Here is an 18,121-nt window from a genome sequence, read left to right on the forward strand (position 1 = left end):
CACGCTAGCGGAGCAGCACGATCGAAGTCAACGAAGGCGCCGCAGCTCGCGGCGCGCGACCAGGGCTCGCTCGCCGTCGGGCTCGAGCTGCAGCACCCGGGCGAAGGCCCGCCGGGCGCGCACGCGGTCCTCGCGGCGGAGGGCCAGGCCGAGCGCCAGGTGGGCCGCCGTATCCTGGGGATCGAGCTCTACGGCGCGCTCGAGCGCCTTCACCGCCGCGGCCTGACGTCCCAGCGCCAGATACGCCCGACCGAGCGCCTCGTGAGCGGCGACGTGCGACGGATCGAGGCGCGTGGCAGCCTCGAACTCAGCCACCGCGTCGGGCCGCGGCTTGCCCCCTCCACCCTGGAGCAGCTCGCCCAGGGCCAGGTGCGCCTCGGCCGCCAGCCCAGGAGCCAGCCGCGCATTCGCGCGCGCCCAGGACAGGATGGCCTCGGTCGTCGCGCGCGCTTCGGCGTGCTTGAGGCGGACTCGCACCCGCGCCAGCTGCAGTCTGGGCCACGGGGAGTGCGGAGCCCGCTCCACGAGTGCAGCCCAGGTCCCCTCCGCCGCCTCGACCTGTCCCGCGAGGAGCTGTGCGCGGGCCAGCCCGACCAGCGCCTCGGGGGACCTTCCCGCGCCCCCGAAGGCGCCGACCGCCTCCCGCCCCCGCTGCTGCGCGAGCCTCAGATGCCCGAGCACGGTCGCCGCCGCGGCGGGCGTCCCCTGCCGACGTGCCTCCTCGAGCAGCGCGCTGGCTTTCGGCACCGACCGCAGCTCTCCGTAGGCCCACGCGAGCGCGCGCAGGCTCTCCTCCCCGACGCGCCCTCCCGCTCGCGCCGCCTCGACGAGCCGCGCGCCCTCCGCGAAGCGACCGAGAGCGATGCGCAGGAGCCCTTGCCGCTCGATCGCCGGCAGGTACCCCGGACAGCGATCGAGCGCCGTCTCGAGCCCCGCGAGGGCCTCCCCGTAGCGCCCGCGCGCAGCGAGTGCCTCGGCCCGCAGCGTGAGCGCCCGACTGCTCAGCCCGGCCACCGAGGAGAGGGGCGCGAGCAGCCCGTCCGCCGCGGCCGCGTCGCCTCGCCGAAGCAGCACGATCGCCCGCTCCAGGCGAGCGAGCGGCGTCGGCGGATCGCGTCCCGCTGCCACCCCCGGGCCAGAGCCTTCCGACGCGCCCGCCAGGAGCGTCGCGACCCGTCGCAGCTCCTTCACGCGCGGTGCCTCGCCGCCGACCTCCTGGGCTCGCAAGAGCTGCGGATCCAGCCCCGCGGCCCACTCCAGCTCCACCCGCAGCAACCGCTCGGCCGGTCCGTCCAGGCGCCGCAGGGAGGCGAGCCGCCGATGCGCCGCGCGCGCTCCTTCGAGTTCGCAGGCGAGCGCCAGCACGCGTGCCCCGTGGAAGAGGAGGTCGGCCCTCGGTGGCGCGTCACCCAGAACCCGCCGCGCCTCCCGCGCCCCGGCCCGCAGAGCCCCGGACCGAAGCTGCAGCTCGCTCGTCAGCAGCCGTTGCCACCCCTGCGCCAGCGGCGCCTGCGCCTCGGCCTCGAGCAAGCGTCGCGCCTCCGCGGCACCCGCCGGTCCTTCGAGGAGTGCCGCAGCCAGGCCGAGCCGAGCCGCGTCGAGCAGAGGGCTGTGCCGCAAAGCCAGACGGTACGCCTCCTCCGCCTCGCGGGTACGCCCTTCCTCGCGCGAGAGGTGGGCCAGGAGCAGGTGGGCGGGCACCAGCTCCGAGTCCTGCGCCAGCAGCCCCTTCAACGCCTCTCGCGCCTCCCCGCCGCGGCCCTCGAGCCACGCCGCCCAGGCCAGCAACCAACCCCGCAGAAGGCGGTTCGCCGGCTGCTGGGGGACCTCTTTCAGGGCCTCGCGCGCCTCCGTCGGCGCGTGCGTCGCCAGGGCGTCCACGGCTCGTGCGGCCTTCGCCGTCCAGCCCTCGGCCGAAGCGGGCCAGGTTCCGTGCGGAATCCCGTGCAGGAGCCAAAGGAGCGCCTCCACCAGCCGCAGCTCCTCGCTGAGCCCCGCCGCAGCTCCCCGACGCGTGGCGGCCGCCGAGAGCGCCGCACGCGCCGTGCGCAGCGCGTCCACCGACACGACCCGTCGCGCGCGCTGGGAGAGCTCGAGGGCCTTGCGGCTCGCATGCCGCGCCTGGTAGAGGGACAGCCCCAGCCACACCGCGGGCGGGACGAGGAGCAGCGCGCCGAGGGCGACCCACCTCCCGAAGCCTCGACGCCTGCGCCTACTCGCCTTGCGCCGCACCGGGCGCCTCTGGCGTTCGTCGGTCGCCTCCTCGTCGGGCTCGGAGACCGTCGGGGCTGTGGGCTCCTCGGTCGAGAACTCAGGTTCCGGGCTCGCGCGGTCGACCGGCAGGGCCTCCTCGAGCAGGGCGTCGGGCTCGGCCGAACCCTGGGGCCAGGTCGGCGGTTCCTCCTCCGGCTCCGGCTCGTGCGGCAGGCCGAGCGACGGCGAAGGATCCTCGATCGCCTCGGCCGGAACGTCCTCCGTGACCTCGGCAGCACCCTCCTCCGCCCCCCCCTCGGAGGGCAAGGGAGGCATCCCCTCGGCCAGCGGGTCGCTCAGGGGCAGCAGGTCCAGATCGAGCGGCGGCCGGTGAACGATCGGGTCGCGCACGTCGGACTCCACGTCGAGCCCCGCGTGTCCGCTCTGCGCGTCGAGCTGCCTCTCCCAGAGTGCGCCCAGCGTGGACCAGTCGGGCATCGGCGTCGGCTGCACGTCGCCGTCTTGCCGATGCCCCTCGACCTCCACGATCGGCGTCTTGTCCGCATCGAAGCCGCTCGTCGTCCGCAGCTCGTCCTCGGGAGGTCCGGGCCCGAGCTCCTCGAGCGCGTGCTCCCGGCTGGGGTCCCCGATGCTCCCCGCCGCCGTGCGGGTGCCGATACCACGCACCTCGCCGGGGCGGCCGCGCGCGACCTGCGTCGCCTCCCCGTCGCGCTCCTCTCGCGCCCGCAGGAGCAGCGCCTCCACCTTCGCATCCGCCACTCCGAGCCGCACCGCCTGCTCGAGAGCCGACACGGACTCCTCGTGCTGCTCCAGCCGCAGCAGCACCTCTCCCAGGAGGCGATAGATCTCGGACTGCGTGGGGTCCAGCTTCAGAGCCGCGCGAAGCACCTCGCCGGCCTGGTCCAGGCGTCCCTGTCCAAAGAGGGCTCGCCCCAGCGCCACGTGGCCTTCCACCGAGGTGGAATGCCGGCGCACGCCGCGACGGCAGACGCGCACCGCGTCGTCGTACCTTCCCACTCGGGTGTAGGCGTTGCCCAGCCGATGGAACTCGGGGCTTCCGGGGTCCTGCCGGAGCAGCCCTTCGAGCCTCAGGATCTCGCCGTGCAGCTTGTTGCCACCCACCGTCGACACGGAGCCTTGGGCCTCGGAAAGGAGAGCTTCAGTCTACGCGAGCCCCCGCGGCGCGTCCACGCCGGGACCGGCCACACTGACGCGCTGGCGCCACGCACGCTTCACACCTGTCGCGAAGCAGCCACACGGGTCGCGCCCCGCTGCCGCCTCGGGACACCGTGCGACTCCAGTTTCCGCCCGCCGCAGCGCTGGTACGCCCATTGCTCTGCCCGGTCGCATGTTCGACCGACTCGCCCTCCTCCGTGCCGCAGCGCCCTTGGTCGCGCTGCTCGGCCTCACGGCGCGTCCGGCCCTGGCGCAGGAGATCCCCTGCGGTCGCGGCCCGTGCATGCGCCCCGCGGAGGCCGGAACCCATTTCCTCGCCGAGGTGAACGGGGGCGCGTCGCTGCGGCACGACGGCGGAGTGGCCTTCTCCGGGCTTCTCGGCGCCGGCGGCCGGCTCGGTCCGCTGCGTCTATACGTCGTGGGCGAGGTGGGCTACCGGAGCGACGCCTCCACCGACGCGGGCTCCACGGGGCGCGGCTATCACGACGTACGCAGCTTCCGCGACCTCGCTCTCGGCCTGCGGGTCTACCTCGCGGTCGTGGGCCCCATGCGCCTCCTCACGGACGTCCAGGTGGGAGGCACGCACGTCTCGGCCGCTCTCGACCGCCCGGGGCTCCCCATCCGGCACGCCGCCGGCTGGCTCCCCTTCTTTCAGCTCGGGGCGGGCCTGCAGGTGCGACTACTGCACCACCTCTCGGTGGGGCTCCGTGGCACGGTGGTCGCGACCTCGGACGACCTCGGCGGTCTTCGCGCGATGGTGGCGCAGACGGGCGTGCATCGCGTGGCACTCACCGCGGGGCTCACGTGCCACTTCTGAAACGGGCCACGCTTCGCCTCGCGACGGCCGCGCTCGCGCTCGCCGCCGGCCTGGGCGCATGCGACGACCGCGGACGTCAAGGGCACTACCAGCTTCAGCTCCACGACCGTCCCGTCGAGTGCACCCCCGAACTCGGCGTGTGTCGCGCTGACGAGCGGGCCGCCCCCGGAGAGGCTCTCCGGGGCGTCCTCTACGCGAGCAGCGCCGCGAGTCGCTACCGTGACCAAGGTCTCTACCTCTACGCCGAGCTCTCGCGAGCCACCGGCCGCACGGCCATCCTGGAGCTCGACCTCCCCACGGGACCCACGGGAGGCCAGCTCCGCCCTCAGCTCCTCTACGTGGAGTACGACGACCAGCGCGAGGTCTTTCGCTCGACCGAGGTCCGCGGACAGATCCAGCTTCCTCCGCCGGACGACTGCGAATGCACCGACGGCCGGTTCGAGCTCGTCTTCACTGCACCGGGGGTCGACGGGAAGCTCGGCACGCCCGACGATGCCGTGCGCCGCCTCAGCCAGGGGCAGCTCAGCTCCACCGGCCACTACTGCCGCGGCGGACAGATCCTCCCCGTCGGCGAGGGGCTGCAACTCCTCCAGCTCCGCTGCCCTTCCGGCGCGCCTCCCCGCGTCGGGGATCCTCCCGCCGCCAGACGGTCCGGCACGCGGAGCGACGGCTCGACCCGCGTGGAGGTCGGGTGCGCTCTCGAACCCGAAGAGAGCGCCCCCTCGGGAGGCTGCGATGGCGGGGAACCGCCGCACGAGGCGGAGGGCGGCTGCGCGAGCGACGGCGGTGAGGCGCAGGGCTGCGACAGCGGCGGTGGAGAGGCGCAGGGCTGCGAGGGGGACGGCGGGGACGCGTGCGTGAAGGAGGCCCGGGCCGCCGTCCCGCACCGGAGCTCGCCGGGCCCGCGTCGCGCCCGACGTGGCGCGCTTCACCTGCCGCGCGAGGTCGGCTTGCCGACGATCCTGCTCGCGCTCCTCATCGCCCAGCGCGTCGAACGTCGCAGGTCTCGCCCACGCAAACGAAGGGAGCCAGACGCTGGAGCGTCGCCGCCCCGATCCCCTTCACCTCACGAAGCTCGGTCACCTGGCGAAAGCGCCCCTGCCACTGACGGCGTCGGACGATACGCGCCGCCAGCGCCGGTCCAATGCGAGGCAGCGCCTCGAGCTCGCTCGCGGCCGCCGCATTGAGGTCCAGGCGAAGACCGAGGAGCAGGCGCGTCCGCCCCGGGAGCATGGAACGCGTGCGCCGGCAGCCGTCGTCGAGGCGCCAGAGCTCCCCCGCCGTGCTCGGCCGTTCCCCCACGAAGCGCGAGGCGCACGTACCGAGGGCGGCGAGCAGGCCTGGAGGAGAGCCGTTCCCGTCGGCACAGACCAGGACGCGGCTACCGCGCTGCTCTACAGCGAAGGGGCACGCACACGGACGAGCCGCAACCCCTGCCCGATCCCACGCGACCCAGACGGGGGTGACCGCCGCCGCTCCGAGCACTGTCGCCACGATGATTCGGTGAAAGACGTTCACCGCGCGGATATCGTCTGGTTCCGCGGGCGAGTTGCCGCGCGCCGCGGCCCTAAGGCCGGCCGCCTAACCCTCGGTCGAGGCCCGGAGCCAGGCGAGGTACGGCCCGTGCCCGGCGACGACGGGCAGAGCGATGACCTCCGGGACCTCGTAGGGGTGCAATTCGACGACCCGCTGGCGCAAGGCCTCGAAGAGCGGCGCGCGCGTCTTCACGATCAGCAGCGCCTCCTCGTCGTCGCAGAGCTCCCCCTGCCAGCGATAGATCGAGCGCACCGAGGGGACGATGTTCGCGCAGGCCGCAACCCCGGCCTCGACGAGCGCCTTCGCCAGCCCCGCGGCCTTGTCCGCCGGACACGTCACGTACACCACCACCGCGTCGCTGTCGTCGTGGCTCATTCCCGGACGCTACGCAGCGCGCGCGAGGCCTGTCAAGCCACGCGCCCACCCCGGGACCAGCTCACAGGGGCACCGTCTTTACCGCCTGTGCCTTCGGCTGTAGGGTGTCGCCATGCTGATCGTCCAGAAGTACGGCGGCACCTCGATGGGCTCGGTGGAGCGAATCCACAACGTCGCCCGACGAGTCCTGCGCACGCAGGCCGCGGGGCACCGCGTGGTGGTCATCGTCTCGGCGATGGCCGGCGAAACCGATCGCCTCCTCCGGCTCTCCCACGAGGTCAGCCCCCGCGCCGAGCACCGCGAGCTGGACGTCTTGCTCGCGACGGGGGAGCAGGCGTCGGCTTCCCTCCTCGCCATGGCCGTGCGGGCGCAGGGCGGCAAGGGGACCTCGTTTCTCGGGCACCAGATCCGGGTCCTCACCGACTCCGCCTTCTCGCGCGCGCGGATCCAGCAGATCGACGCCACGCCCCTTTCCGACGCGCTGGAGCGGGGCGAGCTCCCGATCGTCGCGGGGTTCCAGGGTGTGGACGCCGGAGGAAACATCACCACCCTCGGGCGCGGCGGCTCGGACACCTCGGCGGTGGCGGTCGCTGCGGCGATCGGCGCCGACCTCTGCGAGATCTACACCGACGTCGAGGGGGTGTTCACCGCCGACCCGAACATCTGTCCCGACGCGCGCAAGATCCCGCGCATCAGCTACGAGGAGATGCTCGAGCTCGCCTCCCTCGGCGCGAAGGTCCTGCAGATCCGATCCGTCGAGGTCGCGAGCAACCACGGAGTGGCCCTGGCGGTACGCTCCAGCTTCAGCGAGGAGGAGGGAACGATGGTCGTCGCCGAAGACGCCGCCATGGAGAAGGTCGTCGTCACCGGAGTCAGCCTCGACAAGAACCAGGCGCGTCTGACGATCCGGGGCTTGCCCTGGCGCGCGGGCGTCCAGGCCGACGTCTTCCGACCCCTCGGAGAGGCTGGCATCGTCGTCGATATGATCGTGCAGGCCCCGCCGGTGGACGGGCGAACGAACGTCTCCTTCACGGTACCTCGCACGGATCTGCCGGCGGCGCTCGAACGCGTCCAGCGCGTCGCCGACGAGAACGGCGGCAGCGAGGTTCTCTCCGACGACAAGATCGCCAAGATCTCGATCGTCGGCGTCGGGATGCGGAGTCACTCGGGTGTCGCGCAGCGGATGTTCGAGCTGCTCGCCGGCGAGGGGATCGACATCCTGATGATCAGCACCAGCGAGATCAAGGTCTCGTGCGTCATCCCCATGCGCTACGGCGAGCTGGCCATGCGCTCCCTCCACGAGGGCTTCGCTCTCGGCACCGGCACCGGCACCGGCCCCTCCGAGCGCTGATCCGGGACGGGGGTCAACGGCTGGCCGTGGCGCGCCCCTGGGACGGCCGGACCGCCGCGAAGACGAGCTCGGGGGCCTGCACGCCCGTGGTTCTCAGCTCGAGCGCCCCACGGTGTCCCGCAAGGCTCACCACCAGCGAGGGGACCGGCGGCAGCTCGACCCGCGGCTCGGCGCCCACCGACGGGAAGTCGAGCTCACCGACGACCGTCTCCCCGCAGGTCACGGTCACGCGCCCCGGCTTGCCCGAGAGCAGGACCAGCAGCTCCTGCGGCGACCCGCAGGCCGCGCGAAGGGGGACGCGACAACCGTCCGCAGCGCAACGCGCGGGTCCCGCCGCCACGGCCGCGAGACCGGGAATCGGGAGCGCGTGCAGTCGCCCCAGCGCCTCGACGGCGTAGGCCACGACCGCAGGCTCCAGCTCGGTCCGGACGAGGTGCTGGAGCGGCTGCACCGCACGAGCGTCCCCGATCCGGCCGAGGGCCAGCGCGGCGTGCTGTCTCCAGCTGATGAACCGGTCGCTCTGCAGGCCGTGGACGAGCTCGGGCACCGCCGCGTGCGCCCGGCAGAGACCGAGCGCGTGAATCGCGTGGCGGCGCGTGCGCAGGGTCTTCAGCTGCTGCCGCAGCGCCGGCGTCGCGCGGTCGTCTCTCAGCTGGCCGAGAATCTCGATCAGTTCGATGCGCTCGTAGATGTCCTCGCTGCGGACCAGGAGATCGATCAGCCGCGGCACCAGGCGCCTGTCCCCGGCGAGCGCCTGCGCCAGCAGGGCGTCTCGACGCAGCGCCGGCGGCAGATCGGCACGCTCGAGGAGTCGAGGCACCTGCCTCAGACTTTCGGGGTGCCCGAGGAGCGCGGCTCCTATGGTGGCCTGGATCGCCACCCCCGGGTCCGGATCCCTGGCCGCGTCCACGAGGACCGCGCGAGCGGACTGCGCCCTCAGACGCGTGAGCAGGCGGACCGCCTCGCGCCGCACCTCGCGCCCGCTTCGCACGAGTTTGATCAGCGAAGGGATCGCGCTCGGGTCTCCCTGCCGGCCCCGCTCGAGCACCCCCTCGGCCTCGGCGGCTCGGTCTTCCCGCGCGCCGCTCCGCCGATCCCGCTCCCCCAGAGCCCGCAGCTCGCCGTGGAGCCGGGCGAGCAGCTCGGGACGTCGTGCAGCGAGGTTCACCCGCTCCCCAGGGTCTGCACGCAGGTCGTAGAGCTCGCTGAAGCCCTCCACCGCGTTGTGGATCAGCTTGTGCTGCCCGCGGACCACGGCCTTGCGCTGCTCGAACTGGGAGAAGACCGCCGGGAGGCGCATCGCGTCCTCCCCCGCGACCCAGGGGCCGAGGTCGTTCCCCTGCATCTCCGCCGGCACCGGGATGTCCGCCGCCGCGAGCATCGTGACAGCCAGGTCGATCGACTGCGCGGCCCCCGGCACGCGAAGGGGTGCCACGCCGGGCACCCGCACGATGACCGGGACGCGCACCTGTTCGTCGTAGAGCGAGCTGCCGTGGTAGTACTCGCGGTGCTCCCCGAAGGCCTCGCCGTGATCCCCGGTCAAGGCCACGACCGTCGTCGGGTGTTCGGCCTGCACCCGCTTCAGCAGCCGCCCGATCGCGCGGTCCGTATACGCGATCTCCCCGTCGTAGCGGTCCATGGCCCTCGGTCCGAAGTCGAACCCAGGCTGCGGATCGTACGGCTCGTGCGGCTCGAAGAAGTGCACCCACACGAAGAACTTCTGTCCGCGGCTCTCCTTGAGGAAGGCGAGCACCTGGTCCACGCGTCGTTCGGCGTCGATGAACTCGAACTTCACGTACTCGAAGTCGAACATGGACGACTGGAAGGCGCTGAAGCGATCCTTGTCGATGTAGAAGACCGCCGGGGGGAAGAAGCCGCCGGTCTTGTAGCCGTAGCGCCGCACCACGGAAGGCAGGGTCCGCTGGCCGGTCAGCCCGGACGCGGCGATGTGCGTGCCCGTGAGGAGCGAGGTCAGCGAGAACGAGGTATGGGGCACGGGCGCGTAGCCGCGCTCGAACACGGTGGCGGAACGGGCCCACGCATCCAGCTCGGGCGTGGTGCGGCGTCGGTACCCATAGACCCCCATGTGGTCGGCCCGCAGCGCGTCCACCGAGATGAGCAGCAGATTGTGATCCGGACGTCGCGGGCCCGGGCGCAGTCCCACTCGGGCCGGCGCCTCCTCTCTTTCGACCGGCCTTGGCGGAGAGTCGGCCCCCCCGCGTACGAGCCCCGCGCGTGCCGCCAGGCGAACGATCTTGGCCTGCACGGCAGTGTGTTCGTGGATCAGGAAGCGCAGCTGCTCCCAGCGCGCGACGGTCTTCAGGCCCCAGGCCCCGCCCGCGATCGTGGCCACCACCAGCAAGAGCGCCGCCCCGGGGTCCATCACCCGACCCATCCAGCGCGCGTTCGGCCGGGCCACGGCGAAGGCCACCGCCACGGCGAGCTGACAGAGCACTACGGCGGTGACGGCCAGGCTGACGTGGAAGAACGGGTAGAGGCCCGGCAGGACCAGCTGATCCGCCACGTACAGGCCGAGCGCCAGCAAGAGGAGGAGGGGGGCGATGAGATAGGCAGGGCGCGAACCCCACCGACGCACGCGAAAACGGTCGCGCACCCAGATGCCGAGGCGCATGGCGCCATAGCAGGCGACTATTCCCACGAGCCCGAGGCCCGCGGCGAGCAGGTGGCGCCCGGGCAGCTCGCGGGCCCGGCGGCCGGCGAAGGTCAGCGCAGCCACGAGCGCGATGGGGGGGGCGAGCAAGAGCGTGTAGAGGCAGGCCATCCAGTGCGGCTCGGCGACGCGCCGCTTCGCCAGGCTCCCCGTGAGGCGGGAGACCGCCAGCACGACGGCCCCCTCGATGGCGCCGAGGAACACGGCGAGCGCCGCCGGGATGAGGAGCAGGAGCACGCCGAAGAGCAGGCCCTGACCGATGGAATCGAAGGTCGGGCGCCGCACGAGCAGCACGTAGACCAGCTCCATGAGCCAGAGCGGCAGGACACCGGCGACGGCGAGGGTCACCCCGCCGATCATGGCGCGCCGGACGGTTCGTTTGCGTCGGTCGAGCATGCAGGTCGTCTCGTCTGCAGGGAGCCTAGCGCAACCCGGGCGCGCCGTCGCCACCTCCCCGCGCTCGGCGGCGCAGAGAATGGAGCGGGGCCCTGCGAAACACCTTCAGCCCGCCTCGCCCCCGGGAAGAGGGCGGCGGTCCCACCGGCGTCGCACCAGCTCCCGCACGGCCTGATGCTCGGGCAGGCTCAGCTCGGGGTCCAGCGCGAGGAGCCGCGCCGCCGCGCGCTGGGCCTCGGCGAGCAACCGCAGATGCCGCGTGAGGTCCGCGAAGCGAAGGCGGGGAAGACCCGCCTGCCGCGTCCCAAAGAGCTCGCCGGGGCCGCGTCGTTCCAGGTCCGCCTCTGCGATAGCGAAGCCGTCCTCGGTGCGCGTCAGCACGCGAAGCCGGTCCGCCGCCGTGCTTCGTCGCGCGATGCCCGCCAGGAGCAGGCACCGGGAAGCCCCCCCTCCTCGCCCCACGCGCCCGCGCAACTGGTGAAGCTGCGCGAGGCCGAAACGCTCGGCGTGCTCGACGACCATCACGCTCGCGCGGGCGATGTCCACGCCCACCTCTATCACCGTCGTCGCCACGAGGAGGTCCAGCTCGCCCGCGGCGAAGGCCCCGAGGACGCGGTCCCGTTCGAAGGCGTGCAGCCGACCGTGGACCAGCCCTACGCGGGCCTCGGGAAAGAGCTCCGCCAGCCGTGTCGCCGCCGAGGTCGCGTCGGTGACCTCCAGCTCCTCCGACGCCTCCACCAGCGAACAGACGACGTAGATCTGCCGGCCGGCCGCCAGGTCCGCCGCCAGGAGCGTAGCCGCCTCGCTCCCCCGCTCGATGCGCGGGTTCCACAGGAGGCGCGTCTCGATCGGCTGCCGCCCGGGCGGCTTCTCGTCGAGCACCGAGACGTCGAGCTCGCCGTAGAGGGTCAGCGCCAAGCTGCGCGGGATGGGCGTCGCGGTCATCACCAGCAAGTGGGGCAGGAGCCCCTCGTCCCCGCGCTCCCGCAAGGCGAAGCGCTGCAGGACGCCGAAGCGGTGCTGCTCGTCCACCACCGTCAGCGCCAGATTCGGCAGGCTCACCCCCGGAGAGAGCAGCGCGTGGGTGCCGATGAGCAGGGCCACCTGTCCGGCGTCAGCGAGCGCCAGGAGCGAACGCTTCACCCCTTGGGGCGTAGAGGCCGTCAGCAGCGCCGCTCGGTGCCCCAGCGCCTCGCACAGGGGGGCGAGGCGCTCGTAGTGCTGGCGCGCCAGCACCTCGGTGGGCGCCATGATGGCCGCCTGCAAGCCGCTCTCCATCGCCGCCAAGGCCGCGGCGAAGGCCACGATGGTCTTCCCGCTCCCCACGTCCCCTTGAAGCAGGCGGTGCATGGGGCGCGACTGCCCGAGCTCCCGCCACACCTCCTCCAGCACGCGCTCTTGCGCTCCGGTCAGCGCGAAGGGAAGGCATCCTCGCAGCTTCTCCAGCGCCGGCGGCGGCAGCGTGCAGACCGGCGCGCGCCGCGTGTCCCACTCGGTGCGCCGCCTCCCCAGCACCAGGTGAAGCGAGAGCAGTTCGTCGAAAGCCAGCCGAAGCTGCGCCGGGTGCTCGCCGCGCGCCAGCAACCCGAGCGCCTCCGAGTCCACCGGTTCGCCCACCGCGTGCAGCACCCGGAGTGCGTCGGCGAGCGGCGGCAGGCCCTGCTCTGTGGCCACGCTCGGCGGGATGCCATCCATCGCCTCGCTCGCGAAGCGCGCCACCGCCGCCTGGCAGAGCCGCTCGAGCCTTCGCGGCGCGACCCCCGCGACCTGCGGGTAGCGCGGACGCACGCCCCCCGCGAGGTCCTCCGCATCGGCCGGCTCGACGTCCGGGTGGGTCATCTGCAGTCGGTCGCGATAGCGGCGCGCGACCCCGCTAAGGCGCACCCAGCGCCCCGGGACGAAGGACGCCGCCAGCCCCGGGTAGCTGCGGAACCAGACGCCGTGAAGCAGCGCCTCCCCGCCCGCCTCTGCCGCGACGGAGAGCTCCACTCGCCGTTTCCCCCAGCTCCGCTTCTCGCGCACGTCGCGCAGCACCCCCCGGGTCGTCACCCGCCGCCCCTCGGGCACCTCGGCGAGCGGCACGACGGTGCGCTCGTCGCGGTATTCGAGCGGCATGAAGTAGAGCAGGTCTTCGACGGTGACGAGGTCCCGCTCGGCGCACCGCTCCGCGAGCGCTGGGCCGATGCCACGGAGCGAGGTCAGCGGCGAGTCCAGGCTGACGGTCCCGGTCGCCGGTGCACGCGCGGGAGTAGCCCGAGGCTGAACGGAGGTTCTGCGCCCCCTCAGGTCGGCGCAGAGTCGCAGCCCGCGCGCCACGAGCTGCGCTTTTAGCGCCGTGGTGGCCGCGTCGAAACCTTCCAACTCGCGCGCGTAGTCGGCAAGCGCCGCCGCATCGGCCTCGGGGACGGCTCGCGCCAGGCGCACGGCAGCCTCGGTGAGCGCGGTCCCGAGGGACGCGAACTCGCCCACGCGCTTGAAGCCGTCTTGCGCGGCGAGTGACAGCGGGTCGTGCAGCGCACGATACGCCTCTCGGGCGTCCATGTGCCCACCTTATGCCGAGCGCGGAGGAGGAGACAAGCGGGCCGCGCGGCGCAACGCCGGGCAGTTAGCGTCCGCGGCGGACGCTTAGCCGCGGTAGGTGAACCGCAGCTCGTAGTCGCAGAGGTGGAAGACGTCCCCCTCGTCGATGCGCTTGTTGTCGATGCGCATCCCCTTGTAGTCGATCCCGTTCGTGCTACCCAGGTCCTTGATGTAGTAGGTCCCGTTTCGACGGATGATCGCGGCGTGCTTGCGGGAGATGTTTCCGTCCTTGATCGCCAGGTCGCTGGTCTTCGATCCCCGGCCGATGATGAACTGGTCCTTGTCGATGGCGATCTTCTGATTGTTGAAGATGAGAAAGAGGGTGGGTCCACCCGCCGCCTCGACGCCGGGTCGCGCCCCAGGCGGCGGTCTCCTGCCGGGCGGCTCGGGAGGCCTGTGCGCCTGGTGCTGCACCGTCCGACGCGCGCTGTAGCCCGGCTGGCCGGCCGCTCCGGCCGACGCCGCGCCCGCCGTGGGCGCTGGACCGCTCGGCGGCGGGGGAGGTCGACGAGGAACCCCTCCGGGAGGAGAGATACTCTGGCTGGGCGGACGTGCGGGAGCGCCGGGGCCAGGCGCGGGCGCGCCCGCTTGCGCGCCGTAGTTCTTGCTCCGCGCGTAGTAGCGCATCGCCTCGTTGATCAGGTAGTCGATGGAGCAGTCGAAGTCATTGGCCATCTGCTCGAAGGTGTCCCACAGGACATCCCGGCAGTAGAAATGGCGCATGGTCTTCTTGTTCTGGTCCATCCTCGAGACCTCGATCCTGCCGGAGAGCGGCCAGCCGTACTGCGCATCGTCCGACGAGGCCGCGGCCGCCACTCGCGCGCCGCGTTCATCCGCCGGACGGGGCTCCCGCTTGCCGCGCGGCAAGGAGCCCTCAATCCACCTCCCCTAGTTGCGTTTGCGCAGTCGCTCGGCTGCTGCTCGGGCTTCCGTTCCGAGCGTGGCACCTGGGCCCCACCCCAACAGCGGAGTGGCATCTGCACGCAGCGCCTCTAGGCGAGGCACGTCCTCCTTCGCTCCCATCTCGCCGAGCAAGCGCACCGCAACCACCCGCGCCACCCAGCTCTTCGCCTTCAACGCTTCCCGCAAGACCGGCAACACGCCACTGCCCACCTCGCGGATGTCTTTCTCCAGGTAATCAGCCACGTCCTGCCGCTTGTAAGCATAGCCCGAAGGCAGAGCGTCTAGCAACTTCGCTACTCCTCTGGCCTTGCAGCACGCCACGAGCGCCTCTGCGGTGCGGTAGCGAACGGTCTCGTTCTGCGAGACGAGGAAGCCCGCCAGAACCTCCATCGCGGGCGCTCCACCCACGCGTTCGATGGCCGCGAACGCAGCCTCGCGCACGCCTCCAGGCTCCTTCACGTCGGCCGCCAACCGGGCGAAGAACGGCAATGACGAGGCCTCGCCACCGGCCCCGAGCGCTTGCACCGCGAGCGCTCGCTCGTCGGCGTCTCCCCGCCGAGCGAGCGACAACAGGAACTCCCGCCCGACGACGCTGCGCAACTTGCCGAGCGCCTCCAGCCAGCCTCGCCGACGAGAGGGCTCCGCGCGAGCCAACGCCACCAGGGCCTCCGCGCCGGACTCGCGCTCCGACGCCCCCCCGACCTTGGCGAGCAACTCCGCCAGCTCGGGCAGGTATTCGGCGCTGCCCGTGAGGCGCTTCGCCAGCTCGGCGCCAGCGGGCCCACCGATGGCGAGGAGCACCTTGTCGCCGCTCGCCTCGCCCGTGCGTCGACGTCCCCAATCGGCGAGCAGCCAGAGCACGAGCTCGCCATCCACCCGGGCCCGCTCGCCGGCCGGGAGTTCCGTTCGCAGCTGGGCGATCACGTCCTTGGCGCGGATCTGCAGGTCCGTCGTGCCACCGGGCCCCGCGCCTTTCATCATGGTCAGGAGACGACTGAGAGCGGCGACCGCGATCGGCGCGCGCTCCGCAGAAGGGATCGCGCCGAGGTCGCTCGCCAGCTCGGCCTGCATCCCGAGGTCCGCCAGCGCCAGCACCGCCTCGACCCGCACCTCCACCGGGCTCGCGCGATCCCTGAGAGCCTCGCGGATCTTCGAGGGCCCCTTCTCCGTCTCCTTCCACGCCCGAACCTTCTCCGGCGTGGCACGACAGCCCACGCCGAGCAAGGCCAGGAGCAGCGCCGCGCCTCGGAGAAAAGGGGAAGATTTCATAGTTTACGCTGAGTTCGTCTGTATGATAGGGAGGCCTCTGGAGCAAGTCAAGCGTAGCCCCGCCCTGCATGCGCTGCCACCGCCTCATACCGCTCTGGCTCCCTGCGCTCCTCGCTGCCGGGGCGTCCGACCTCCACGCGACGCCGTTTGTCACCTCCCGACCGGGGGGATTGACCTTGACCGGGCCGGCGGTCGTGCACCCCGCGTCGCAGTACCTGAACCCGGCCGTCCTCGGCCTGCTCCCCGGCCACCATGTCTACCTGGACGGGACGCTCGAGCTGTCTCACGGCGCGATCGCCCGCCGACCCATCGACGCAGCCACCGGAGAACCCACGAGCGGGGGCGCCGGGCGACCCTCTCCCGAGGAGCAGCTCCTCGCGCCCTATCCGACCTTCTTCTTCGGCGCGGCCTCCGACCTCGGACTCGACTCGGTAGTAGTAGGGCTCGCCGTGCACAATCCGATGGGCGCGCACGTCTCGTTCCTGCGCGGCGCGAACGCGGGGCGCTTCGACCCGGCCAGCCAGGGGCCCCTGCGTTACCACGCGACCGATCTCACCGCCTTCCACGTCTTCGTCACCCCGGCGGCCGCGATCAAGCTGCTCGACCAGCTGTCGCTCGGCATCTCCTTCAGCTACGTCTTCGGACTGATGGACCTGGGTTTCGTGCGCGACGCTGCGCTCGACGGAGGGCAGCATCGCCAGGCCTCCGAATACACGGCCCTCGACGACTGCGGCGGAGGTCGCGCCTGCGGCTACGAGGCGGACGCCGCCGCCGAAGGGGTCAGGGTGCGCGGCACCTCGAACGCCGTCGCCTTCAGCGTGGGACTCGCCGCCCGTCCCCACCGCCGCCTGACGCTGGGCGCCGCGTACCACAGCCCCGTGATCGGCCTGAGCGGACAGGGGCTCAGCGCCCGAGGGAGCGCGTGGATCCGACGAGCCACCTCCACGTACGACAACGCGCGGAGCGGCGGCCTCGCAGCTCCTCGCGCCTGCACCGACGGGTCGAGCCCGCCCTGCCGCGAGCTCGAGGGGCGGGGGACGGTGAACTACGCGCTGCCCGACATGGTGACCCTCGGAGGCACCCTCCAGGCCACCCGCAGCCTGCTCCTCGCGCTCCAGCTCCGCTGGATCAACTACAGCCGCCACGACCAGCTCGACGTGCGGCTCACGGGGGCGGAGCTGCGCCACGAGCCCGAGGTTCCGGAGCGCGTGGTCCACTACCGCGGGTTTCGCGGCGTGTTCGCGGCGGAGGTCGGCGCCTCGTATCGCGCCACGGCGAGACTCGAGCTCCAGGGGGGGGTGCTCGTCGAGAGCGCCGCCGTCCCGTCGGAGCTCGTCACCCCTCTCGCCATCGACGCGTTCAAGGTCGACCTCCTGCTGGCAGCCCGCCTGCGCCTCTGGGCCGGGCTCAGCGTGCAGCTCGGCTACAACCTCGTGGCGATGCCCCCGATCGACGTCGACCGCTCGGCATTCAGGCCCGCCATCATGGTGGAGTGCGTCGACCGCGGGCTGGACATGGACCTCGAGGTCTGCCAGGCCGCCAGCCGCGGGCAAGGTCTCCCGTCCGCCGCGGGCCGCTATCAGCTCCTGCAGCACCGGCTAGGGCTGGGTCTCGCCTACGACGTCGACTGAGGGCGCATGCTCCTGCTCGACGAAGCGCGCGTGAAGCGCCTGCTGAGCGCGGGCCAGGTGCCCGGGCCGGAGCACGAGCGTGAGGCGCAGCGGCGCGGTATCCACGCTGTGCACGGGGAGCTCGAGCTCCCGCGCCAGCTCGAGCAGCGCCGCGAGGTGCCCCGGGTCATCTCCGAGCCCCTCGCCGACCACGGACGCGGCCTCGAGGCCCGATTCGAGCTCGATCGGCCCCGTCTTCTCGAGGGCGGCCACGAGCCCCGGGGAGTCCACGCACTGCGAGCCGTGTAGGAAGAGCACTGGGCGCCCCTCGTGCAGGTGCGCCCACAGCGGAGCGAGCTGAAAGCTGCGGAGCACCTCACCGAGCTGCGAGAGCTGCTCGGCCCCGCCGGCGCCCCGGACGCACAGGAGCTGGCTCAGCCCAGCCACCCCCACCGCGCCCCCGCCACGCTCCGGCGAGGTCGCCGCAACGCGCGTCTGCCGCTCGGACCCGCTCGAGGCGCGCGCGAAGATCACGATCCCCTGCTTCCGCGCGAACTCCACGGCCTGGGCGTTCAGCACCTTCGCCCCGTGGAGCGCCAGCTCCTGCATCTCGGCGTAAGAGATCGTGGATAGGTGCCGCGGCGACGGGACGACCCGCGGGTCGGCGGTATACACCCCATCCACGTCCGAGCAGATCTCGCAGTATTCGGCGCCGAGCGCGGCCGCCATGGCCACGGCGGTAGTGTCCGACCCACCGCGTCCGAGAGTCGTGATGTCCCGCTTGTAGCTCACCCCCTGGAAGCCGGCGATGATCACTACCCTGCCCCGATCGAGCTCATCCTGGACCCGGTAGGGACGCACCTCGAGGATCCGGGCGTCGGTGTGGCGGTGGCTGGTGATGATCCCGCACTGCGATCCGGTGAAGGAGACCGCGTCGCACCCCTGGTCCGAGATGGCGATGGCGAGCAATGCGGCGGAGATACGCTCGCCGGCGGAGAGCAGCATGTCCAGCTCGCGGCGCGGCGGCGAGGCCGACACCGAGCGCGCGAGCTCGAGCAGCTGGTCCGTGGTCCGCCCCATCGCCGAGACGACGACCACCACGCGATACCCTCGTCGCACGGTCTCCGCCACGCGCACAGCGACCTTGCGCAGGCGCTCGGGGTCCGCGACCGACGAGCCGCCGTACTTTTGCACCACGATCGGCGCGAGCTCTTGCGACATGG

11 protein-coding genes are annotated in these 18,121 nt (G+C 72.5%); 3 read left to right on the plus strand and 8 right to left on the minus strand.

What is annotated here, in order from left to right:
- Positions 1–27: 27 nt before the first annotated feature.
- Positions 28–3,345 carry a tetratricopeptide repeat protein gene (locus tag IT371_18680; GenBank protein ID MCC6749699.1) on the minus strand — a complete coding sequence of 1,106 codons (3,318 nt, stop codon included), beginning with the start codon at positions 3,343–3,345 and terminating at the stop codon, positions 28–30.
- A gap of 217 nt (positions 3,346–3,562) precedes the next feature.
- Here IT371_18680 and IT371_18685 point away from each other — a divergent pair, with 217 nt between their 5' ends.
- Complete coding sequence (locus IT371_18685; GenBank protein ID MCC6749700.1) at positions 3,563–4,207, plus strand: hypothetical protein; 645 nt, start codon at positions 3,563–3,565, stop codon at positions 4,205–4,207.
- Between the two features lie 975 nt (positions 4,208–5,182).
- On the opposite strand, the gene IT371_18690 is transcribed toward IT371_18685, so the two are convergent.
- A complete protein-coding gene (locus IT371_18690) occupies positions 5,183–5,725 on the minus strand; it encodes a helix-hairpin-helix domain-containing protein (protein ID MCC6749701.1) in 543 nt (180 codons plus the stop codon).
- A gap of 63 nt (positions 5,726–5,788) precedes the next feature.
- A complete protein-coding gene (locus tag IT371_18695) occupies positions 5,789–6,118 on the minus strand; it encodes a divalent-cation tolerance protein CutA (GenBank protein ID MCC6749702.1) in 330 nt (109 codons plus the stop codon).
- A 112-nt stretch (positions 6,119–6,230) separates the two neighbouring features.
- On the opposite strand from IT371_18695, the gene IT371_18700 reads away from it, so the two are divergent.
- Positions 6,231–7,469, plus strand: coding sequence for an aspartate kinase (locus tag IT371_18700; GenBank protein ID MCC6749703.1), 1,239 nt, complete (start codon positions 6,231–6,233; stop codon positions 7,467–7,469).
- Between the two features lie 13 nt (positions 7,470–7,482).
- Here the strand turns inward: IT371_18700 and IT371_18705 are convergent, their stop codons facing one another.
- The 4 genes from IT371_18705 to IT371_18720 all read right to left on the minus strand — a co-directional run bounded on the left by IT371_18705 (position 7,483) and on the right by IT371_18720 (position 15,288).
- Positions 7,483–10,536 (minus strand): sulfatase-like hydrolase/transferase, encoded by a 3,054-nt coding sequence (locus IT371_18705; protein MCC6749704.1) that lies wholly within the window; start codon positions 10,534–10,536, stop codon positions 7,483–7,485.
- A gap of 105 nt (positions 10,537–10,641) precedes the next feature.
- A complete protein-coding gene (gene recG, locus IT371_18710) occupies positions 10,642–13,077 on the minus strand; it encodes an ATP-dependent DNA helicase RecG (protein MCC6749705.1) in 2,436 nt (811 codons plus the stop codon).
- An 84-nt stretch (positions 13,078–13,161) separates the two neighbouring features.
- Positions 13,162–13,860, minus strand: a complete 699-nt coding sequence (locus tag IT371_18715) for an FHA domain-containing protein (GenBank protein MCC6749706.1) — start codon at positions 13,858–13,860, stop codon at positions 13,162–13,164.
- Between the two features lie 144 nt (positions 13,861–14,004).
- Entirely contained in the window at positions 14,005–15,288 is a 1,284-nt protein-coding gene (locus IT371_18720) for a HEAT repeat domain-containing protein (GenBank protein MCC6749707.1), read from the minus strand.
- Between the two features lie 176 nt (positions 15,289–15,464).
- Here IT371_18720 and IT371_18725 point away from each other — a divergent pair, with 176 nt between their 5' ends.
- A complete protein-coding gene (locus IT371_18725; protein ID MCC6749708.1) occupies positions 15,465–16,919 on the plus strand; it encodes an outer membrane protein transport protein in 1,455 nt (484 codons plus the stop codon).
- On the opposite strand, the gene IT371_18730 is transcribed toward IT371_18725, so the two are convergent.
- On the minus strand, positions 16,887–18,119 hold the full coding sequence (locus tag IT371_18730) for an aspartate kinase (GenBank protein ID MCC6749709.1): 1,233 nt from the start codon (positions 18,117–18,119) through the stop codon (positions 16,887–16,889). The genes IT371_18725 and IT371_18730 overlap by 33 nt on opposite strands.
- Positions 18,120–18,121: the final 2 nt, after the last annotated feature.

Source organism: Deltaproteobacteria bacterium (assembly GCA_020848905.1).
GTDB lineage: Bacteria > Myxococcota_A > Polyangia.

Bases quoted from the DNA above. Each gene is read 5' to 3' on its own strand.
- IT371_18695 (MCC6749702.1), bottom strand. From the start codon at position 6,118: ATGAGCCACGACGACAGCGACGCGGTGGTGGTGTACGTGACGTGTCCG.
- IT371_18720 (MCC6749707.1), bottom strand. From the start codon at position 15,288: ATGAAATCTTCCCCTTTTCTCCGAGGCGCGGCGCTGCTCCTGGCCTTG.
- IT371_18700 (MCC6749703.1), top strand. From the start codon at position 6,231: ATGCTGATCGTCCAGAAGTACGGCGGCACCTCGATGGGCTCGGTGGAG.
- IT371_18730 (MCC6749709.1), bottom strand. From the start codon at position 18,119: ATGTCGCAAGAGCTCGCGCCGATCGTGGTGCAAAAGTACGGCGGCTCG.
- IT371_18685 (MCC6749700.1), top strand. From the start codon at position 3,563: ATGTTCGACCGACTCGCCCTCCTCCGTGCCGCAGCGCCCTTGGTCGCG.
- recG (MCC6749705.1), bottom strand. From the start codon at position 13,077: ATGGACGCCCGAGAGGCGTATCGTGCGCTGCACGACCCGCTGTCACTC.
- IT371_18715 (MCC6749706.1), bottom strand. From the start codon at position 13,860: ATGGACCAGAACAAGAAGACCATGCGCCATTTCTACTGCCGGGATGTC.
- IT371_18705 (MCC6749704.1), bottom strand. From the start codon at position 10,536: ATGCTCGACCGACGCAAACGAACCGTCCGGCGCGCCATGATCGGCGGG.